The organism is Anaerolineae bacterium, from assembly GCA_013178165.1.
GTDB lineage: Bacteria > Chloroflexota > Anaerolineae > Aggregatilineales > Ch27 > Ch27.
Genome location: JABLXG010000015.1, coordinates 1 through 15819 on the forward strand (window position 1 = coordinate 1; position 15819 = coordinate 15819).

The window sequence follows — 15819 nt, forward strand, 5'->3', positions numbered from 1 at the left end:
CATCGTTCGCAGGTACTTGCGTCGTTCATCAATGGTCATCTGTTCGTCGCTGGACATGGTTCCCTCGGTAACATTATCTTTTGAGTGAACCATACCCCCTCGGTAACATTTTGCGTGAAAGAATACGGCGGCTTTCCCTTTCAGCAGTTCGGGCTATAATGCGGGATATCACACCCGCCTGCTGGATAATGAGGGATACACACCGGAATGGGCCGCTGGGGTTTGCGCGAGATCGCCATGCTCTGTGTGCTCGTCTGGGTGATGGCCGCCTGCGCCCCCACATTGCCCCCCTTGCCGCTGGAAGTCCCTACCACCGCTGAGGCCACCCTCATTCTGCGCACCCTGGCCTCGCCCGCGGCTACCCCGCGCACCCCCGGAACAGCTACCCCCGCCCCGGCAACCCCTTCGGCGGCAGCCACCAGCGCCGCCCCTGCGCCCTCGGCCACGCCGTTTTACTACACCGTTACCGAAAGCGATACGCTGGCCCGCATTGCTGAGCGCTTCGGCGTAAGCATCGCTGCGTTGCAGGCCGCCAACGGCGATTTGCCCGCCCGGCTGGTCTACCCCGGCCAGGTGCTGCTGATCCCGGCGGAACGGGATAGACCCGCCACCGCCACACTGGCCCGCTACCTGCTAACCGCGACGCCGGGCATCCAGCCGCTGCCCGCCCCTGTCTGCTACCGCACGCCGGCTGACGAGGTAGTTTGCCTGGGCTGGGCCGTCAACGCGGAATCCGCCGCGCCGCTGACTGGCGTCAACATCCAGGTGGAGTTGATCGATGCTGCAGGGCGGGTGGCGGCCCGGCGCGCCGCCAGTCTGCCCCAGGCGGCCATCCTGCCCGGCCAGCGGGCCGCCTATGCTGTCCGCTTTCAGGCCCCGCCTTCCTTCGCTTCCGCCCGCGCCGGGCTGCTGGGCGATAGCCTGCCGGGGGAAGCATCCCTGCCGGTTGTCTCTCTGACTGTCAGCGAGCCGACCCTGACGATCGACGGCGGGCTGATCCGGCTGGCCGGACAGGTGCGCCATGATGGGCTGCTCCCGGTAGGCGATCTGCTGGTGATCGGTGTCCTGTACGATGACGCCGATCGGATCACGGGCCTGCGTATCGAGCGCCCCGCGGGAGCGCTGGCCCCCGGTGCGGCGCTGGCGGTGGATATGCTGATCACACCGCTGGCCACCGGGACAACCCGCGCCGTCCTCTATGCGGAAGGCAGACCGATCCTCGCGCCAGACACAGATGGGGAATAGGAAACCGGGAACAGGCAGTGGGGCCGATTTCCCGGACTCCTGGATTCTTGCCCTGCCATTTGCCGCCTGCCTCGTCATTCCCGGTCTCCCGGCCTTCTGGCTTTTGCGCCCGGCGTAGCTTGGCTCTACACTACCGGGCACTGGCAGTAGCATCGGCAGGAGGAAACCCGCATGAAGTTCAGTATTTGTTCCTACAGCTTTCACCGCCTGCTGCAGGACGGCAAGCAGGACATCTTCAAGTACATCACGGACTGCAAGGAACTGGGCGCGGCGGAACTGGACGCCTGGAACGGGCACTTCGGCCCGATCCGCGCCCGCGACGATGTGATCAGGGCGAGCGGCGACCCGGCCAGCGCCGCCCTGACCGCTGACGAGCTGGCCTTCCTGGCGCGGGTCAAAGCGGCGGCGGAACAGGCCGGGATGCCCTTTGGTTGCGTGGCCGTTGACGGGGCGCACATCTATGAGCCAACGCCGGAGGCGCGGGCCATCAACCGCGCTATCGCCTATCGCTATCTGGATGCGGCGGCGCGGCTCGGCGCCCGCCAGATCCGCATCGACTCCGGCGGTACAGCGGACTTCCCCGCTGAGCAGTTCCAGATCGTCGTCGAAGGCTATCATGACCTGATCCCGCGCGCCCGCGCCCTGGGCATTGAACTGCTGATCGAGAACCACTGGGGCGCTTCCAACGTGCCGGAGAACGTCGTCCGGATGCTGGAAGCCATCGACGGCCTGGGCCTGCTCTTTGACACCAATAACTGGGCTGAAGGGATGCGTGAGCGCGGCTGGGCGCTCTGCGCACGCTACGCCCGCGCCACCCATATCAAGACCTTCGCCTTCGACGAGGCGGGCAACGAGATCACCGCCGACATCCCCCGCATCATCCGCCTGTTGCGCGACAGTGGCTACAATGGCGTGTGGGGGATCGAGAGCGTCCCGCGCGACGGCGATGAATACGCCGGTGTGCGCAAGACCAGCGCCCTGATCGCCCGTGTCCTGGGCGAATAGGGCGGTTCCGATTCGGTGCTTCGACCGGGCAGCACCCGGTCAGGAGGGTAAGCTGTGACGATCAGCAGTTCTGCAGCGGAACCGATCCGCCTGGGTATCATCGGCGTGGGGCAGATCGGCAAGCATCACATTCGTGAATACGCCAGAGTCCCCGGCGCCCAGATCGTCGCCGTGGCCGACATCAACGAGGCCGAAGCGCGGCGTGTGGCCGCCGAGCACAACATCCCCGCCGTGTACACCGACTTCCGCGCCCTGCTGGCGCGGGACGACATCCAGGCTGTCGATGTTTGCCTGCACAATAACCTGCATATGCCGGTCACCGTGGCCGCGCTGGAAGCGGGCAAAGACGTCTACTGCGAAAAACCGATGGCCGGGGCGTATATCGACGCACTGCGGATGTATGAGACGGCGCGTCAGACCGGGCGGCGACTGAGCATCCAGCTTAGCACCCTGTTCAAAGACGAGACACTGGCCGCCCGCCGCCTGATCGACGCCGGGGAACTGGGGCGGCTTTACCACGCCCGTTCAACCGGCCACCGCCGTCGGGGGCGTCCCTATGTGGACGGCTACGGCACGCCCGCCTTCGTACAAAAGGCGCAGGCCAGCGGCGGCGCGCTCTACGACATGGGCGTCTACCACATCGCCCGGATGCTTTACCTGCTGGACAACCCGGATGTGCTGACCATCAGCGGCAAGACCTACCAGGAAACGCCAATGGACCTGCAGCGCCAGGCCCTCAGCGGCTATGACGTGGAGGAGCTGGGGCTGGGCTTTGTACGGCTGGCGGGCGGCGTGACACTGGACATCATCGAAGCCTGGGCCGTGCATCTGGATCGCTTCGACGGTTCGATCGTGCTGGGATCGCTGGGCGGCATCCGCCTGGAACCATTCGGGTTCTACCGCAACGCGGGTGACCTGCAACTGGATTGCACAGCGGATATGGGCGCGTTCAACTGGCGGCGGCACAATGTTTACCCCGACGGCGATGTCTACGATAGCCCGCAGCATCACTGGATCGCCGCGTTACAGGGGCGCGTGGACCTGCTGCCCACTGACGCGCTGGCGCTCAACACCATGCTGATCTCGGAGGGCATCTACCTCTCCGAACGCCTGGGACGGGAGGTCAGGGCGGAGGAAGTGCGCGCCCGGTCGGTCTCCACCGCGGCAGCGGTCTGAGCCGGTCAGGCCCGGCGGGGGGAGATTCCTTCCTTCCCGCCGGGTCCCACCAGATCAGGGAAAAAAGTTGCGATAATTTGGGAAAAGACTTGACATCGAACTGCTGTTCGCCTATACTGTGGGCAATTCATAGAACTGATGTGCGAGGTGCCGTCCATGATCACCAGCGACCAGCCAAACCCTTTTGAAGAACTTTCCGAGCGCCAGCGGAATATCCTTCTGTTCATCGAGAAATTCTCCGACCAGAAAGGCTTCCCGCCGACTATCCGCGAGATCGGCGAAGCCTGTGACATCGCCTCAACGTCGGTGGTCAACTACAATCTGAATAAGCTGGTTGAAGCGGGCTGGCTGGAGCGCACGCGGGAGAAATCGCGTGGCATCCGCCTGCTGCGGCGGCGCACCGGCGTCCCGCTGATCGAGCAGCCCGTGCGCGCCTACGAGCCGGCCAATGTCGCCCTGGTGCCACTAGTCGGGCGCATAGTCGCCAGCGAACCGGTGTTGCTGCCGGGCAGTGACTTCGGCCAGTATTACGACCCCGACATTGACGTGATTGAGGTGTCGCGCACCATGTTGCGCGGCCTGGACCCCGGCGAGGTCTTCGCCCTCAAGGTGCAGGGCGACTCGATGATCGACGCTCTGATCGACGATGGCGATATCGTCATCCTGCGCAAGCAACAGACCTGCCAGGATGGCGACCTGGTGGCCGTCTGGCTGCCGGATGATAGCACCACCACCCTCAAGGAGTTCCACGACGAAGGGACGCGCATTCGCCTGCAGCCGCGCAACCCCAACATGAAGCCGATTTACGTCCATCCCAACAACTGCCAGATTCAGGGCAAGGTGCTGGGCGTAGTGCGCATGCTCTGATCGTCTCAGGCAACGAACAACTCTGCGCCGGGCGGCCTCCAGGCTGGCCCGGTTTGTTATGCCTCCCTTGGGGCTATCCGCGCCCTTCCCGGCGCTGTTTCAGGTATAATCCCGCCATACTGCGCCGGATTTGCCCTGCTGGAGGCCCCTGTGACGGACCTGACGATCCCTGTTGATGCGCTGGTTGACTTCCTGGTCGGCCTGTTGAACACGCCCAGCCCGACCGGCTATCACGTGGAAGCGATGCAGTATGTAGAAGATGCCTTTGCCGCGCTGCAGATGCCCGGCCTGAGCACGTCCCGCACGCGCAAAGGGGCACTGCTGATCCGGGTGGCGGGCAGGGCTGCTGACGCGCCGCGCGGCCTGACCGCCCACGCCGATACGCTCGGCCTGATGGTCAAGGAGATCAAGAGCAGCGGACGGCTACGTGCCACCAACATCGGGGGGATCATGTGGAGCGGCATCGAATTTGAGGGCGTTACCGTCCGCACGCATGATAACCGCCGCTACCGGGGCAGTGTAATCCCGGTCAACCCCGGCGTGCATGTTAACCGCGGCGTCCACACCACCGAACGCAACGAGGAGACGATGGAAATCCGCCTGGACGAGCGGGTGACCAGCGCTGACGACGTGCGGGTGCTGGGTATCGAGGTCGGCGACTTCATCTTCCTTGACCCGCGCGTGGAACTATCGCCCAGCGGTTTTGTTCGTTCCCGCTTTCTGGATGACAAGGCGGGCGTAGCCTGTATTTACGGCGGGCTGGCCGCGCTACAGGCGGCGGGCGCTGTCCCCGCCCAGGACACGTACATCCTGATCACCAACTACGAGGAAGTCGGGCATGGCGGCGCGGCGGGCTGGCCGGACGATCTGGCGGAGATGGTCGTGGTGGATATGGCTGCGCTGGGCGACGGGCAAAACTCCGACGAATTCCACACCACCATCTGCGTCAAGGATAGCGGCGGGCCATACCACTTCGAGGTTAATAACCGGCTGCGCCGCCTGGCGGAAACCTTCAGCATCCCGTACCGGGTGGACATCTACCCGCACTACGCCTCAGATGGTACGGCCTACTGGCGGGCGGGGGGTGACGCACGGGTCGGTTTGATCGGGCCGGGCGTGGACGCCTCGCACTCCTACGAGCGCACCCACCGCGAGGCGCTGGAACATTCCGCGCACCTGATCGCCCGTTACTTGCTGGATGAGGGGTAAGTCGGCTCATAAAAAGCCCGGCACAGACCATCACCGGGACGCACCCAACAAAAAAGGCCGTGGCTTCACCGCCACGGCCCCGGGGTTATCAGGTGTGCGGTCAGGCGGGGCTATCCGCGCCGCCGGTCATGTCCCGCAGTTCCAGCTCAAGCTGCCGGCGGCGGGCCTCGGCGGCCTGCCGTGCCTCGGCGAGGAGCTGCTCGTAGTAGGCCTGCGCTTCCTTGCGCATCTTCTCGCCGGAGGCGGGCGTCAGCAAAGCCGCCAGCACCACCCCGACCAGCGCCCCCAGCGCCACCCCCAGTATGAACATCCCTATTCGGCGCATTCGCTCCTGCCTCCCTGCCACATCCAATTCCTCACGTGTGCCCCAGTATACCACATCCCGGCCCGCGCTGGCTGGCAGGAGCGTCAATTGTGGCATTACGCATTACAATGTAGGCAGAAGGTCGTTCAACCGGAGAGAGTGCCGATGGCCCTGATTTACCTGATCCGTCACCCGCACACCCAGATCAACCTGGAGACTCCGGCCTCAAGCTGGGGCCTCAGCGAGATCGGGCAGGCGCAAACAGCGGCCCTCCTCAACGCGCCCTTCTGGCCGCACATCAGTGCCGTCTACCCCAGCCGCGAGCCAAAAGCGGTCACGGCAGCCAAAGAAGCGGCCCTGCGCTACAACATCCCGGTTGTCCCCCGCTCGGCCTTTGGCGAACTGGACCGCAGCGCCTATACCGCCCCGGACGAACACAGCTATGAAGCGGCTGTCGCCGCCTGCTTCGCCAACCCGGCGGAAAGCCCGCACGGTTGGGAACCAGCCGCCGCCGCGCTGCACCGCTTCAAGCGAGAAATGGCCCAGGTGCTTTCCTGGCACCCATCAGAAGAATCGATCGCGGTTATCTCGCATGGGCTGGTGCTGACGCTTTACCTGGCTCACCTGCGCGGCCAGCTTCCCACCCTCAGCGCCTGGCGGGCGGTGGGCTTCGCGGCGGTCGCCGCGGTAGATCGGGCCAGTCTGCGCCCGCTTTGCGCCTTCCTGACCGCCCCATACCCCAACCTGCCCCTGCCCTGAACGATGCCGCCTGGCGGGAAACGTACTGTGTCCGGACGACCGATCGCCGTTGCTACCTTGCTCACCCTGCTGGTGATCGCCACTGGCGGCATGCTGGCCGGGGATGGGCCGTCCACCAGCGACCTGCGCGCCTTGCTGGAGGCGCACGGCGTGGAAGCACTGCCGGCGCTCCCGCCACCGGATCCGGCGCGCTACGCGCTGGGGGAGGCGCTTTTCTTCGACCCGATTCTCAGCGGCAACCGGGATATCGCCTGCGCCACCTGTCACCACCCGCTGCTGGCCACCGGCGACGGGGTGTCGCTGGGCCTGGGCACGGGCACGAGCGGACTTGGCCCGGCCCGCTTCCATATGCCCGGTCGCCCCTTCATCGCCCGTCACGCGCCGGAACTGTTCAACCGGGGGCAGCCCGCCTGGCAGGTGATGTTCTGGGATGGGCGGGTGATGCAGGAGGCCGATGGCCGCTTTAGCACCCCGGCGGGGGAGGCGCTGCCGGGCGGGCTATCAGGCGTCCTGGCGGCCCAGGCCATGTTTCCGGTCACCTCCCCGGCGGAGATGCGCGGTTTCCCCGGCGACGTCGACATCGATGGTGCAGAGAATACGCTGGCCCTGCTGGACGACCCGGCACTTGACCCCGACTACGCCGCGATCTGGGCGGCGCTGACCGATCGGCTGCTGGCCGTGCCGGGCTATGTTGACCTGTTCCGGGCGGCATTCCCGGACATGCCGCCGGAGCAGATCGGCTTCCAGCATGCGGCAGAGGCCATCGCCGCTTACGAGGCGGCGGCCTTCGCCTTCGCGGACAGCCCCTTTGATCGCTTCCTGGCCGGGGACGATACCGCCCTGAGCAACAAGGCGCGGCAAGGCGCCTGGCTGTTCTACGGCGCGGCGGGCTGCGCCCGCTGCCATGCCGGGCCGCTGCTGACCGACCAGGCATTTCACAACGTGGCCGCGCCCCAGCTGGGTCCTGGCCAGGAGGAGGAAGGACCGCTCGACTATGGGCGCGGGCGGCGCACCCATAACCCGGCGGAGCACTTCGCCTTCCGTACCCCGCCGCTGCGTAATGTTGCCCTGACCGCGCCGTACCTGCACAATGGGGCCTACACGACGCTGGAAGGCGCAGTGCGGCACATGATCGCCCCGCTGGATGAGCTGCGCGGCTATGATCCGGGGCAACTCACGCCGGAACTGGCGGCTAATATCTGGAACGATCCGCTAACGCTGGAAGCGATCCTGAGCACGCTCGACCCGCTGGCCGGATCCCCTATGCCACTGACAGACGAGGATATAGCGGCGCTGCTGGCCTTCCTGGAGGCGCTGACCGATCCCGCCGCCGCTGACCTGAGCGACCTGATCCCGCCTGCCGTGCCCAGCGGCCTGCCCGTCGGTGGGTATTGACGCTGCATCTGCGAGGGATGTTGATGCCAGAAATCACCACTACCGTCTATGCTGACGCCGACCTGCCGGAAGCGCTGCGCCCGCTGCTCGCCGTGTGGGAGAAAGCCTGCTTCACCCCCAATGAGTACACCTGGAGCCGGGCGCAATGGCGGGTGATCGTGTGGGATGGCGGCATGCCGGTCAGCCACGCCGGTGTCGTCGCCCGCCGCTGCGCGCTGGACGGCCAGCCGTTGCCCCTGGCCGGGCTGAGCACGGTGATGACCCCGCCTGAGTTTCGACGGCGGGGGTATGCCTCGGCTGCTGTCGCTCGTGCTGGCGAGTTCATGCGGGAAGCCCTGCGCGCTCCGTTTGGTCTGCTGGTGACCGGCCCCGATCGCGCCCCGCTGTATGCCCGCCACGGCTGGCAGCAGGTCGACGATCCGCTGCTGGTAGCCATGCCGGATGGGAGCAAGCGCCAGATGAAGGCCGTGGTTATGATTCTGCCGCTGGCGGGCCGCCCCTGGCCGGGCGGGACAATCGACCTGTGCGGCCTGCCCTGGTGAGGCGTCGCCGATGCAGCCAGTGATCACGCTCTGGCGGGCGGGGGATGTGCCCCGGCTATGGCTTGACCAGATCGCGGCCTGGTTTCTTCATGAATTCCACTGGCCGATGGCGCACACCGCGCCCGCTGACTGGCGCGTGCTGGCCACCATCGGCGGTGACCTGATCGGTCACCTGAGCATCACGGAGCGGGAAGCTACCGTCGGGGGGGAGCCGGTGGCGCTGGCCGGGATCGGGGCAGTGATCGTCCAGCCGGGCTGGCGCGGGCGCGGCGTAGGGCGGGCGCTGCTGGCCCGCGCCGAAGCTGCCATGCGAGAAGAGACAGCAGCGGACTTCGGCCTGCTCATCTGTGAGGCACACCGTCTGACATTTTACACGGCCCTGGGCTGGCAACCGGTGGCGGGGCCGCTGTTTTTCACCAGCTGGCGCGGGGAACGCCAGCAAGCCAGCCAGCACGTCCTGATCCTGCCGCTGCGGGAGGGATTGACCTGGCCGCCGGGCGAGATCGATCTGTGCGGGCTGCCCTGGTGAGCGCCCCTCACTCCCATTCGATCGTGGCCGGAGGCTTGGGGGTGATGTCGTAGACCACCCGGTTGACGCCCGGCACTTCGCTGACGATCCGGCTGACGATGCGCCCCAGCAGATCGTAGGGCAGGCGCGCCCAGTCAGCGGTCATGAAGTCCTGTGTGGTCACCGCCCGCAGGGCAACCACCTCGCCATAGGTGCGCTGGTCGCCCATCACGCCCACACTGCGTACCGGCAACAGCACGGCGAAAGCCTGAGCCGTCTCCCCGCGTAGCATGTCCGCTGCCGCCAGCTCCTGGCGGAGGATGGCGTCGGCCTTGCGGAGCGTTTCCAGCCGCTCCCAGGTGACTTCGCCCAGGCAGCGGACGGCCAGCCCCGGCCCGGGGAAGGGCTGCCGCCAGAGGATCGCCTCCGGCAGGCCCAGCGCCGCCCCCACCCGCCGTACCTCATCCTTGAACAGGTCACGCAGTGGCTCCACCAGGCGCTCCCGCATCCGCTCCGGCAGGCCGCCAACGTTGTGATGGCTTTTGATCACGTGGGCGCCGGGCCGCCCGGTGCCCGCGCTCTCGATCACATCCGGGTAGATCGTCCCCTGGGCCAGCCAGTCCAGCGCCCCGGAACGCTCCGCCGCCTGTTCGAAGACCTCCACAAACACCCGCCCGATGATCTGCCGCTTCTGTTCCGGATCGGTCACACCGCTGAGCGCCTCCAGAAAGGTTTCTGTCGCGTCAATGGCCAGCAGGTTATGCAGGCCCTGCTCGTCGCGAAAGGTGCGGATGACCTCCTCGGCCTCATTGAGGCGCAGCAGGCCGTTGTTGACGAAAATCGGCAGCAGACGGTCGCCGATGGCCCGCCGCAGCAAAGCAGCAGCCACCGCCGAATCTACGCCGCCGCTGAGTCCCAGCACGACGCGCCCCCCGCCGACACGCTCCTGAATGGCTGCTATCGCCTGGGTAATGAACGCTTCCGGTTGCCAGCGCGGTTCACAGCCACAGATGCCCAGGGCGAAGTTGCGCAACATCTCGGCGCCAGCGGGGGTATGGGTAACTTCCGGGTGGAACTGCACGCCATACAGGCGGCGCGTTTCGTCGCCGATGGCGGCGTAGGGTGAATTCTCCGAACGGGCCAATACCCGAAAGCCCGGCGGAAGCGCCTCCAGGCGGTCGCCGTGGCTCATCCACACCGGCTGTTGCGGCTCCAGCCCGGCAAAAAGCGGGCCGGGCGCAGCGATGGCAATCGTGGCCGGGCCATACTCGCGTTCACGGGCCGGGGCTACCCGCCCGCCGAGGGCCTGGGTGAGCAATTGCAGGCCGTAGCAGATGCCCAGGACGGGCAGGCCGCTGGCCAGCACCCAGCGCGGCAGGTCCGGCGCGCCCGCCTCATAGACACTGGCCGGCCCTCCGGAGAGGATGATCCCGGCAGGGCGGTGTTCCAGCGCCTGTTCGGCGCTGGCGGTATAGGGCACCAGCGCGGCATAGACACCCTGCTCCCGCACCCGGCGGGCGATCAGCTGGGTGTACTGCGACCCGTAATCGACGATCACCAGGCCGCCCTGCTTGAGATCGGTCATCGGGGTGCGCACAGGTGCTGTGGCGTCCCTAGGGTGCTCAGTTGGCAAAGATGATGCGCCCGTCATCGGTCATCTCGCTGATGCTGACCAGTACTTCGATCGGTACGCCATACTTGGCCATGCGCTCGCGCCCGCCTTCAAAGAGCTTCTCGATCACCGCCGCGATCCCGACCAGGTTGGCTTTGGCGCTGAAAACCATGCGCACCAGCTTTTCGATCGTCTGCCCGGAGGCCAGAAAGTCATCCAGGACGAGCACGTTCTCGCCAGCGTGCAGAAATTCAGCGGAGACGAGCAGCAACACTTCGCCGCCTTTGGTATGGCTGGGCGCAACTTCCAGGTAGACGGGGCCGGACATAGTCAGCGGTTTCTGTTTGCGGGCGTAAACCACCGGCACGTTCATCACCAGGCCGGTCATCAGGGCCGGGCCAATACCGGAAACTTCCGCCGTCAGGATGCGCTGCACATGCCTGTCGGCAAAGCGGCGGGCGAATTCCTCGCCCATACGCTTCATCAGGAGGGGGTCCATCTGGTGGTTGAGGATGCTGTCGATCTTGAGAATGCCATGGCCGAGGTTTTGCCCCTCGGCCAGAATGCGCGCCTTCAATTCGTCCACGGGGGTTGTCCTTTCGCTGCGCCCATGCCTTGCCGGTCATTGTAGCGCGGAAGGCGCGGCCCTTGTATGGGCACATTGCCGCAAAAAGCGGCGGAGCGCGCGGCACGCCCGATGGACAAACGCTCTAACCATATCCCAACATATCTCTAATTTTTCCCAAATCAGCGGGGATAACCCCCGGTTTTCCCAAGCCCGGCAGAGTTATCCCAAATTCCGGCGGCTTATCCACAGGTCTTCCAGCCCTTATCCACAATCGGAGCGTGGGGTTATCCCGTCGGTTGTCCCCGATCTCCCTTTTCGCCCGCACCCAACACTTTGCGGCTGGTCACCGCCCGCGCCTTCTGCTATGCTAGGCCCATGCTAGATTCACCAGTACTCCCCACGGTTGTCCTGCACGCCGGGCGGGAAAAGGCCGTTCTCAACCGTCACCCCTGGGTCTTTTCCGGGGCGGTGGCGGCGGTTCACGGCGACCCGGCCCCCGGCGATCTGGTGCGCGTGGTCGATTCCAGCGGCGCCTTCCTGGCGACCGGCTACTGGAACCCCCATTCGCAGATCAAAGTCCGCCTGCTGAGCTGGGATGCCTCCGAGCGCGTGGACGCTGCCTTCTGGCGAGAGCGACTCCGCCGGGCGATCGACGCCCGCGTTGAGGACAACCTGGCTTACGCCGGCGGCATCCCCCGGGCCTATCGCCTGGTCAACGCTGAGAACGACTACCTGCCCGGCTTGATCGTCGATCGCTATGGCGACTGGCTCGTCCTGCAGGCGCTCACGCTGGGCATTGATGTGCGCAAGGCTGAGATTGTTGCCTTGCTGATGGACGATCTACAGCCACGTGGCATCTATGAACGCAGTGACGCTGACGTACGTGATAAGGAAGGGCTGGAACCGGCGGTCGGGTTGCTGGCCGGCGAAGAGCCACCCGACCTGATCGAGATCGACGAGCACGGGCGGCGCTTTCTGGTGGACATCCGGCGCGGACACAAGACCGGCTTCTACCTGGACCAGCGGGCCAACCGCCTGCTACTGGGCAACCTGCTCCGTCATGACCCTGAAGCGCCCCAGCGGATCGTACTCAACGCCTTCGGCTACACCGGCGGCTTTAGCGTCTACGCCCTGGATGGACTGGCCCGGCGGGTGGTCACGGTTGACATCTCCGCGGAGGCGATCGCGCTGGCCCGGCGCAACGTGACCCTCAACGGCTTCCCGGTGGCGGACGACGACTTCGTGGTGGCCGATGTTTTCCAGTACCTGCGGGCCTGCCGCGACGCACGCCAGTGGTTCGATCTGATCGTCCTCGATCCGCCCAAGTTCGCCCCGACGGCCCGCCAGGTGGAAAGCGCCGCACGCGGCTACAAGGACATCAACCTGCTGGCCTTCAAGTTGCTGCGACCGGGCGGCTTGTTGCTGACTTTCTCCTGTTCCGGTGGCGTCAGCGCTGATCTGTTCCGCAAGATCGTCTTCGGGGCGCTCATCGACGCCGGGCGCGACGCCCAGGTGCTGGCGACGCTCGGCGCCGCGCCGGATCATCCGGTCGCCCTGACCTTCCCGGAAGGGGAGTACCTCAAGGGCCTGCTGCTGCGCGTATACTGAACTACTGCCCGGCATCGGCAAACGATGTCAGCGATACGATTGCCGGACGGTGCGGTGTCTTCCGGCCTCCCGGCAGCAAACCATGCTCCGGTTCATCCCATGATCGGGTATAGTAGAGGCAACGTCCTGTCATCTCCCCGGGAGCCGATGCCATGACCCTCCTCACCCTCACCGTCAACGGACGCCCCTACACCCTGGACGTGCCCGAATCGCGCACCCTGGCCGAAGTGCTGCGCTACGACCTTGGCCTGACCGGCACCAAAATCGGCTGCAACGAATCGGAGTGCGGCATCTGCACCGTGCATGTGGATGGCGTGCCGGTGCTTTCCTGCAACTATCCAGCTTTCAAGGCCCAGGGACGCGCCGTCGTCACTGTTGAAGGGCTGGCCAGGCGCGATCCGGATGGGGTGGAGCAGCTCCACCCGCTGCAGGAGGCGTTCATCCTCCACGGCGCGGTGCAGTGCGGTTTCTGTACACCCGGCCTGCTGATGACCGCCGCTGCGCTGCTGGCTGAAAATCCAAACCCGACCGACCATGACATCCGGGTGGCGCTCAAGGATACCTACTGCCGCTGCACCGGCTATACCAGCATCATCCGCGCCATTCATTCCGCGGCCAGCGCCCTGCGCGGGGAAGGTCACCTGCCGCCCGCCGTCCCTGCCGTCGAGGAGCCGCTGCGGCATGTCAGCGTCAGCGAGCCAGTGCCGGAGATTGCCGACCGCGTGACCGGGCGGGCCAGATACACCGACGACTACACTTTCCCCGGCATGCTCCATGGCGCGACACTGCGGGCAAAGTATCCCCACGCCCGTATCCTGGCCATCGATACCGCGCGGGCACGGGCGCTGCCCGGCGTGCGGGCTGTCCTGACCGCTGAAGACATCCCCGGCGAAAATATCCACGGCCTGGTGCATCTGGACTGGCCGGTGCTCTGCGCGGTAGGGGATAAAGTGCGCTACATGGGCGATGCGGTGGCGCTGGTCGCCGCCGATACCGCCGCCATTGCCAGGGAAGCGCTGACGCTGATCGAGGTGGCATACGAGCCGCTGCCGGTCGTCGGCGACCCCATCTACGCCCGTTCGCCTGAGGCGCCGCTGGTGCATGAGGGCCGCCCGGAAGGCAACCTGCTCAAGCATATCAAGGTGCGTCATGGCGATGTCGAGGCGGGTTTTGCCCAGGCCGATGTAATCATCGAGCGTGTTTACCACACGCCAACGGTCGAGCATGCCTTCCTGGAGCCGGAATGCAGCATCGCCGTCCCGGCTGGCTATGACGCCGCGCACCCCAAACTGACGGTCTACGTCGGCTCGCAGATCCCCTACCAGGATCGCAGCCAGATCGCGCGGGCGATGGGTCTGCGGGAGGAAGACGTGCGCGTGCGCGGGACGCTGATCGGCGGTGGCTTCGGCGGCAAGGAGGACATCGTCAGCCAGATCCACGCCGCGTTGCTGGCGACCGCTACCGGGCGACCGGTCAAAATCCTGCTCTCGCGCCAGGAGTCGCTGCTGGTGCATCCCAAGCGCCACGCCACGCAGATCCGGATCAAGACCGGGGCGAAACGCGACGGGACACTGACCGCCGTGGAAGCCGAACTCTACGGCGACGGTGGCGCATATGCCAGCCTTTCCGATAAGGTGATGACCCGCGCCACCACCCATGCCACCGGTCCCTATGCCGTCCCCAACGCCAAAATCGACTGCTACGTGATGTACACCAACAACCCGCCCAGCGGCGCGTTCCGGGGCTTCGGCGTCACCCAGAGTGCCTTCGCCGTGGAGCAGAACATGGACCTGCTGGCGGAGGCGCTGGGCATGGATCCGCTGGAATTGCGGCGCAAGAACGCCCAGACCGTCGGCGTGACCACCGCTACCGGCCAGGTGCTGCGGGAGAGCGTCGGCCTGCTGGAGACGATCGACCGGGTGGAAGCCGATATGCGGGCCGGGGGCGATTTCCGCTGGGCCTGGCGGGAAGGGAATCTTGCCTATGGCTGGGGCGTGGCCTGCGCTTACAAGAACACTGGCCTCGGCGGCGGCGCGCCGGACCGGGCCGAGGCCGAGGTAGAAGCCTTTGAGGATGGCACGGTGGAGGTTCGCATCTCCTCGGCGGATATGGGCCAGGGTCTGCGGGCGGTGCTGGCCCAGATCGCGGCGGAGGAGCTTGGCCTGCGCTACGAGCAGGTACGTGTACTGCTTTCCGACACCGATCTGACGCCCGACGGCGGCCCGACCACCGCCAGCCGCCAGACGTACATGAGCGGCAACGCCGTCAAGGGCGCCGCTGCCAGCCTGCGGGAGGCGCTCAGCCGCGCCGTGGCCGAGGAACACGACGTGCCACCGGAGCGCCTGCGCTTTGAAGAAGGGCTGGTGCGCTTCAACGGATCGGCGGTGCAGTTTGGCGATGTCGTCCGTCTGCTCAAGCAACAGGGCTACGAGGCCCGCTCCCTGCACGAATACTGGGCGCCGCGCACGCAGCCGCTGGGCACGGGCGGGGATATGCACTTTGGCTTTTCGTATGCCACTCAGGCTGCCCTGGTGAGCGTCGATCTAGACACGGGCACGGTGCATGTCCACCGTGTGATCGCCGGGACGGATGTCGGGCGGGCGATCAACCCCCTGCTGCTGCAGGGCCAGATCGAAGGCGGGATTGTCATGGCCCTGGGCAACGCCCTGACCGAGAGCTACATTGTCGAGGATGGCGTGCCCTGGTCGACGCTGCTGGCTCGCTACAAGATACCCAGTATCAAGCACGCGCCGGAGATCGTCAGCCACATCATCGAGCACCGGCTCTCAACCGGGCCGTACGGAGCCAAAGGCGTGGGGGAGATTCCGTCAATTAACACCATGCCGGCCATCGCCAACGCCATCGCCAAGGCAGTGGGTGTCCGCGTGTACAAGGTGCCAGTCGATCAGGACGCCCTGCTGCGGGCCATTCGCGCCGGGGAGCGTGAGCTGCACACCGCCTGGCAGGATGTGCGGTAAGTCCCCGGCTTCTGGCCAGGCCAGACTCTCCTGCGGCAAAAGC

At 66.1% G+C, this 15819-nt stretch carries 14 protein-coding genes; 11 read left to right on the forward strand and 3 right to left on the reverse strand.

Going from position 1 to position 15819, the window contains the following annotated elements; translation table 11 throughout:
• The first annotated feature begins 207 nt into the window (after positions 1-207).
• The 5 genes from HPY64_10535 to HPY64_10555 all read left to right on the forward strand — a co-directional run bounded on the left by HPY64_10535 (position 208) and on the right by HPY64_10555 (position 5502).
• Positions 208-1245: a LysM peptidoglycan-binding domain-containing protein gene (locus tag HPY64_10535; GenBank protein ID NPV67570.1), complete on the forward strand. Its 1038-nt coding sequence runs from the start codon at positions 208-210 to the stop codon at positions 1243-1245.
• Positions 1246-1416: 171 nt separating this feature from the next.
• A complete protein-coding gene (locus HPY64_10540) occupies positions 1417-2250 on the forward strand; it encodes a TIM barrel protein (protein ID NPV67571.1) in 834 nt (277 codons plus the stop codon).
• A 60-nt stretch (positions 2251-2310) separates the two neighbouring features.
• Entirely contained in the window at positions 2311-3426 is a 1116-nt protein-coding gene (locus HPY64_10545; protein NPV67572.1) for a Gfo/Idh/MocA family oxidoreductase, read from the forward strand.
• Positions 3427-3582: 156 nt separating this feature from the next.
• Positions 3583-4293, forward strand: coding sequence for a repressor LexA (lexA, locus tag HPY64_10550; GenBank protein ID NPV67573.1), 711 nt, complete (start codon positions 3583-3585; stop codon positions 4291-4293).
• Between the two features lie 243 nt (positions 4294-4536).
• On the forward strand, positions 4537-5502 hold the full coding sequence (locus HPY64_10555) for a M42 family metallopeptidase (GenBank protein NPV67574.1): 966 nt from the start codon (positions 4537-4539) through the stop codon (positions 5500-5502).
• Between the two features lie 100 nt (positions 5503-5602).
• Here HPY64_10555 and HPY64_10560 read toward each other — a convergent pair whose 3' ends face one another.
• Positions 5603-5827: a YtxH domain-containing protein gene (locus HPY64_10560; protein ID NPV67575.1), complete on the reverse strand. Its 225-nt coding sequence runs from the start codon at positions 5825-5827 to the stop codon at positions 5603-5605.
• Between the two features lie 144 nt (positions 5828-5971).
• Here HPY64_10560 and HPY64_10565 point away from each other — a divergent pair, with 144 nt between their 5' ends.
• From HPY64_10565 to HPY64_10580, 4 genes are read left to right on the forward strand one after another with little or no spacing between them, the layout of a single operon-like run.
• Positions 5972-6565, forward strand: coding sequence for a histidine phosphatase family protein (locus HPY64_10565; protein ID NPV67576.1), 594 nt, complete (start codon positions 5972-5974; stop codon positions 6563-6565).
• Positions 6566-6592: 27 nt separating this feature from the next.
• Positions 6593-7960 carry a cytochrome-c peroxidase gene (locus HPY64_10570; protein ID NPV67577.1) on the forward strand — a complete coding sequence of 456 codons (1368 nt, stop codon included), beginning with the start codon at positions 6593-6595 and terminating at the stop codon, positions 7958-7960.
• 23 nt (positions 7961-7983) lie between these two features.
• Complete coding sequence (locus tag HPY64_10575) at positions 7984-8502, forward strand: GNAT family N-acetyltransferase (protein NPV67578.1); 519 nt, start codon at positions 7984-7986, stop codon at positions 8500-8502.
• A 10-nt stretch (positions 8503-8512) separates the two neighbouring features.
• Positions 8513-9031 (forward strand): GNAT family N-acetyltransferase, encoded by a 519-nt coding sequence (locus HPY64_10580; GenBank protein ID NPV67579.1) that lies wholly within the window; start codon positions 8513-8515, stop codon positions 9029-9031.
• Between the two features lie 7 nt (positions 9032-9038).
• Here HPY64_10580 and guaA read toward each other — a convergent pair whose 3' ends face one another.
• A complete protein-coding gene (gene guaA / locus HPY64_10585) occupies positions 9039-10595 on the reverse strand; it encodes a glutamine-hydrolyzing GMP synthase (protein ID NPV67580.1) in 1557 nt (518 codons plus the stop codon).
• Positions 10596-10632: 37 nt separating this feature from the next.
• Positions 10633-11208: a xanthine phosphoribosyltransferase gene (gene xpt / locus HPY64_10590; protein NPV67581.1), complete on the reverse strand. Its 576-nt coding sequence runs from the start codon at positions 11206-11208 to the stop codon at positions 10633-10635.
• Between the two features lie 357 nt (positions 11209-11565).
• Here xpt and HPY64_10595 point away from each other — a divergent pair, with 357 nt between their 5' ends.
• The gene (locus HPY64_10595) at positions 11566-12798 is read left to right on the forward strand and encodes a 23S rRNA (cytosine(1962)-C(5))-methyltransferase RlmI (protein NPV67582.1); all 1233 of its coding nucleotides are present in this window, start codon (positions 11566-11568) and stop codon (positions 12796-12798) included.
• Between the two features lie 152 nt (positions 12799-12950).
• Positions 12951-15776, forward strand: coding sequence for a molybdopterin-dependent oxidoreductase (locus tag HPY64_10600; GenBank protein NPV67583.1), 2826 nt, complete (start codon positions 12951-12953; stop codon positions 15774-15776).
• Positions 15777-15819 lie beyond the last annotated feature (43 nt).

What these genes read in the sequence shown, in the direction of transcription:
- guaA (NPV67580.1), bottom strand. Translation starts at nt 10,595, where the DNA reads ATGACCGATCTCAAGCAGGGCGGCCTGGTGATCGTCGATTACGGGTCG.
- HPY64_10595 (NPV67582.1), top strand. Translation starts at nt 11,566, where the DNA reads ATGCTAGATTCACCAGTACTCCCCACGGTTGTCCTGCACGCCGGGCGG.
- HPY64_10580 (NPV67579.1), top strand. Translation starts at nt 8,513, where the DNA reads ATGCAGCCAGTGATCACGCTCTGGCGGGCGGGGGATGTGCCCCGGCTA.
- HPY64_10535 (NPV67570.1), top strand. Translation starts at nt 208, where the DNA reads ATGGGCCGCTGGGGTTTGCGCGAGATCGCCATGCTCTGTGTGCTCGTC.
- HPY64_10560 (NPV67575.1), bottom strand. Translation starts at nt 5,827, where the DNA reads ATGCGCCGAATAGGGATGTTCATACTGGGGGTGGCGCTGGGGGCGCTG.
- lexA (NPV67573.1), top strand. Translation starts at nt 3,583, where the DNA reads ATGATCACCAGCGACCAGCCAAACCCTTTTGAAGAACTTTCCGAGCGC.
- HPY64_10575 (NPV67578.1), top strand. Translation starts at nt 7,984, where the DNA reads ATGCCAGAAATCACCACTACCGTCTATGCTGACGCCGACCTGCCGGAA.
- HPY64_10540 (NPV67571.1), top strand. Translation starts at nt 1,417, where the DNA reads ATGAAGTTCAGTATTTGTTCCTACAGCTTTCACCGCCTGCTGCAGGAC.
- HPY64_10555 (NPV67574.1), top strand. Translation starts at nt 4,537, where the DNA reads ATGCAGTATGTAGAAGATGCCTTTGCCGCGCTGCAGATGCCCGGCCTG.
- HPY64_10600 (NPV67583.1), top strand. Translation starts at nt 12,951, where the DNA reads ATGACCCTCCTCACCCTCACCGTCAACGGACGCCCCTACACCCTGGAC.
- HPY64_10565 (NPV67576.1), top strand. Translation starts at nt 5,972, where the DNA reads ATGGCCCTGATTTACCTGATCCGTCACCCGCACACCCAGATCAACCTG.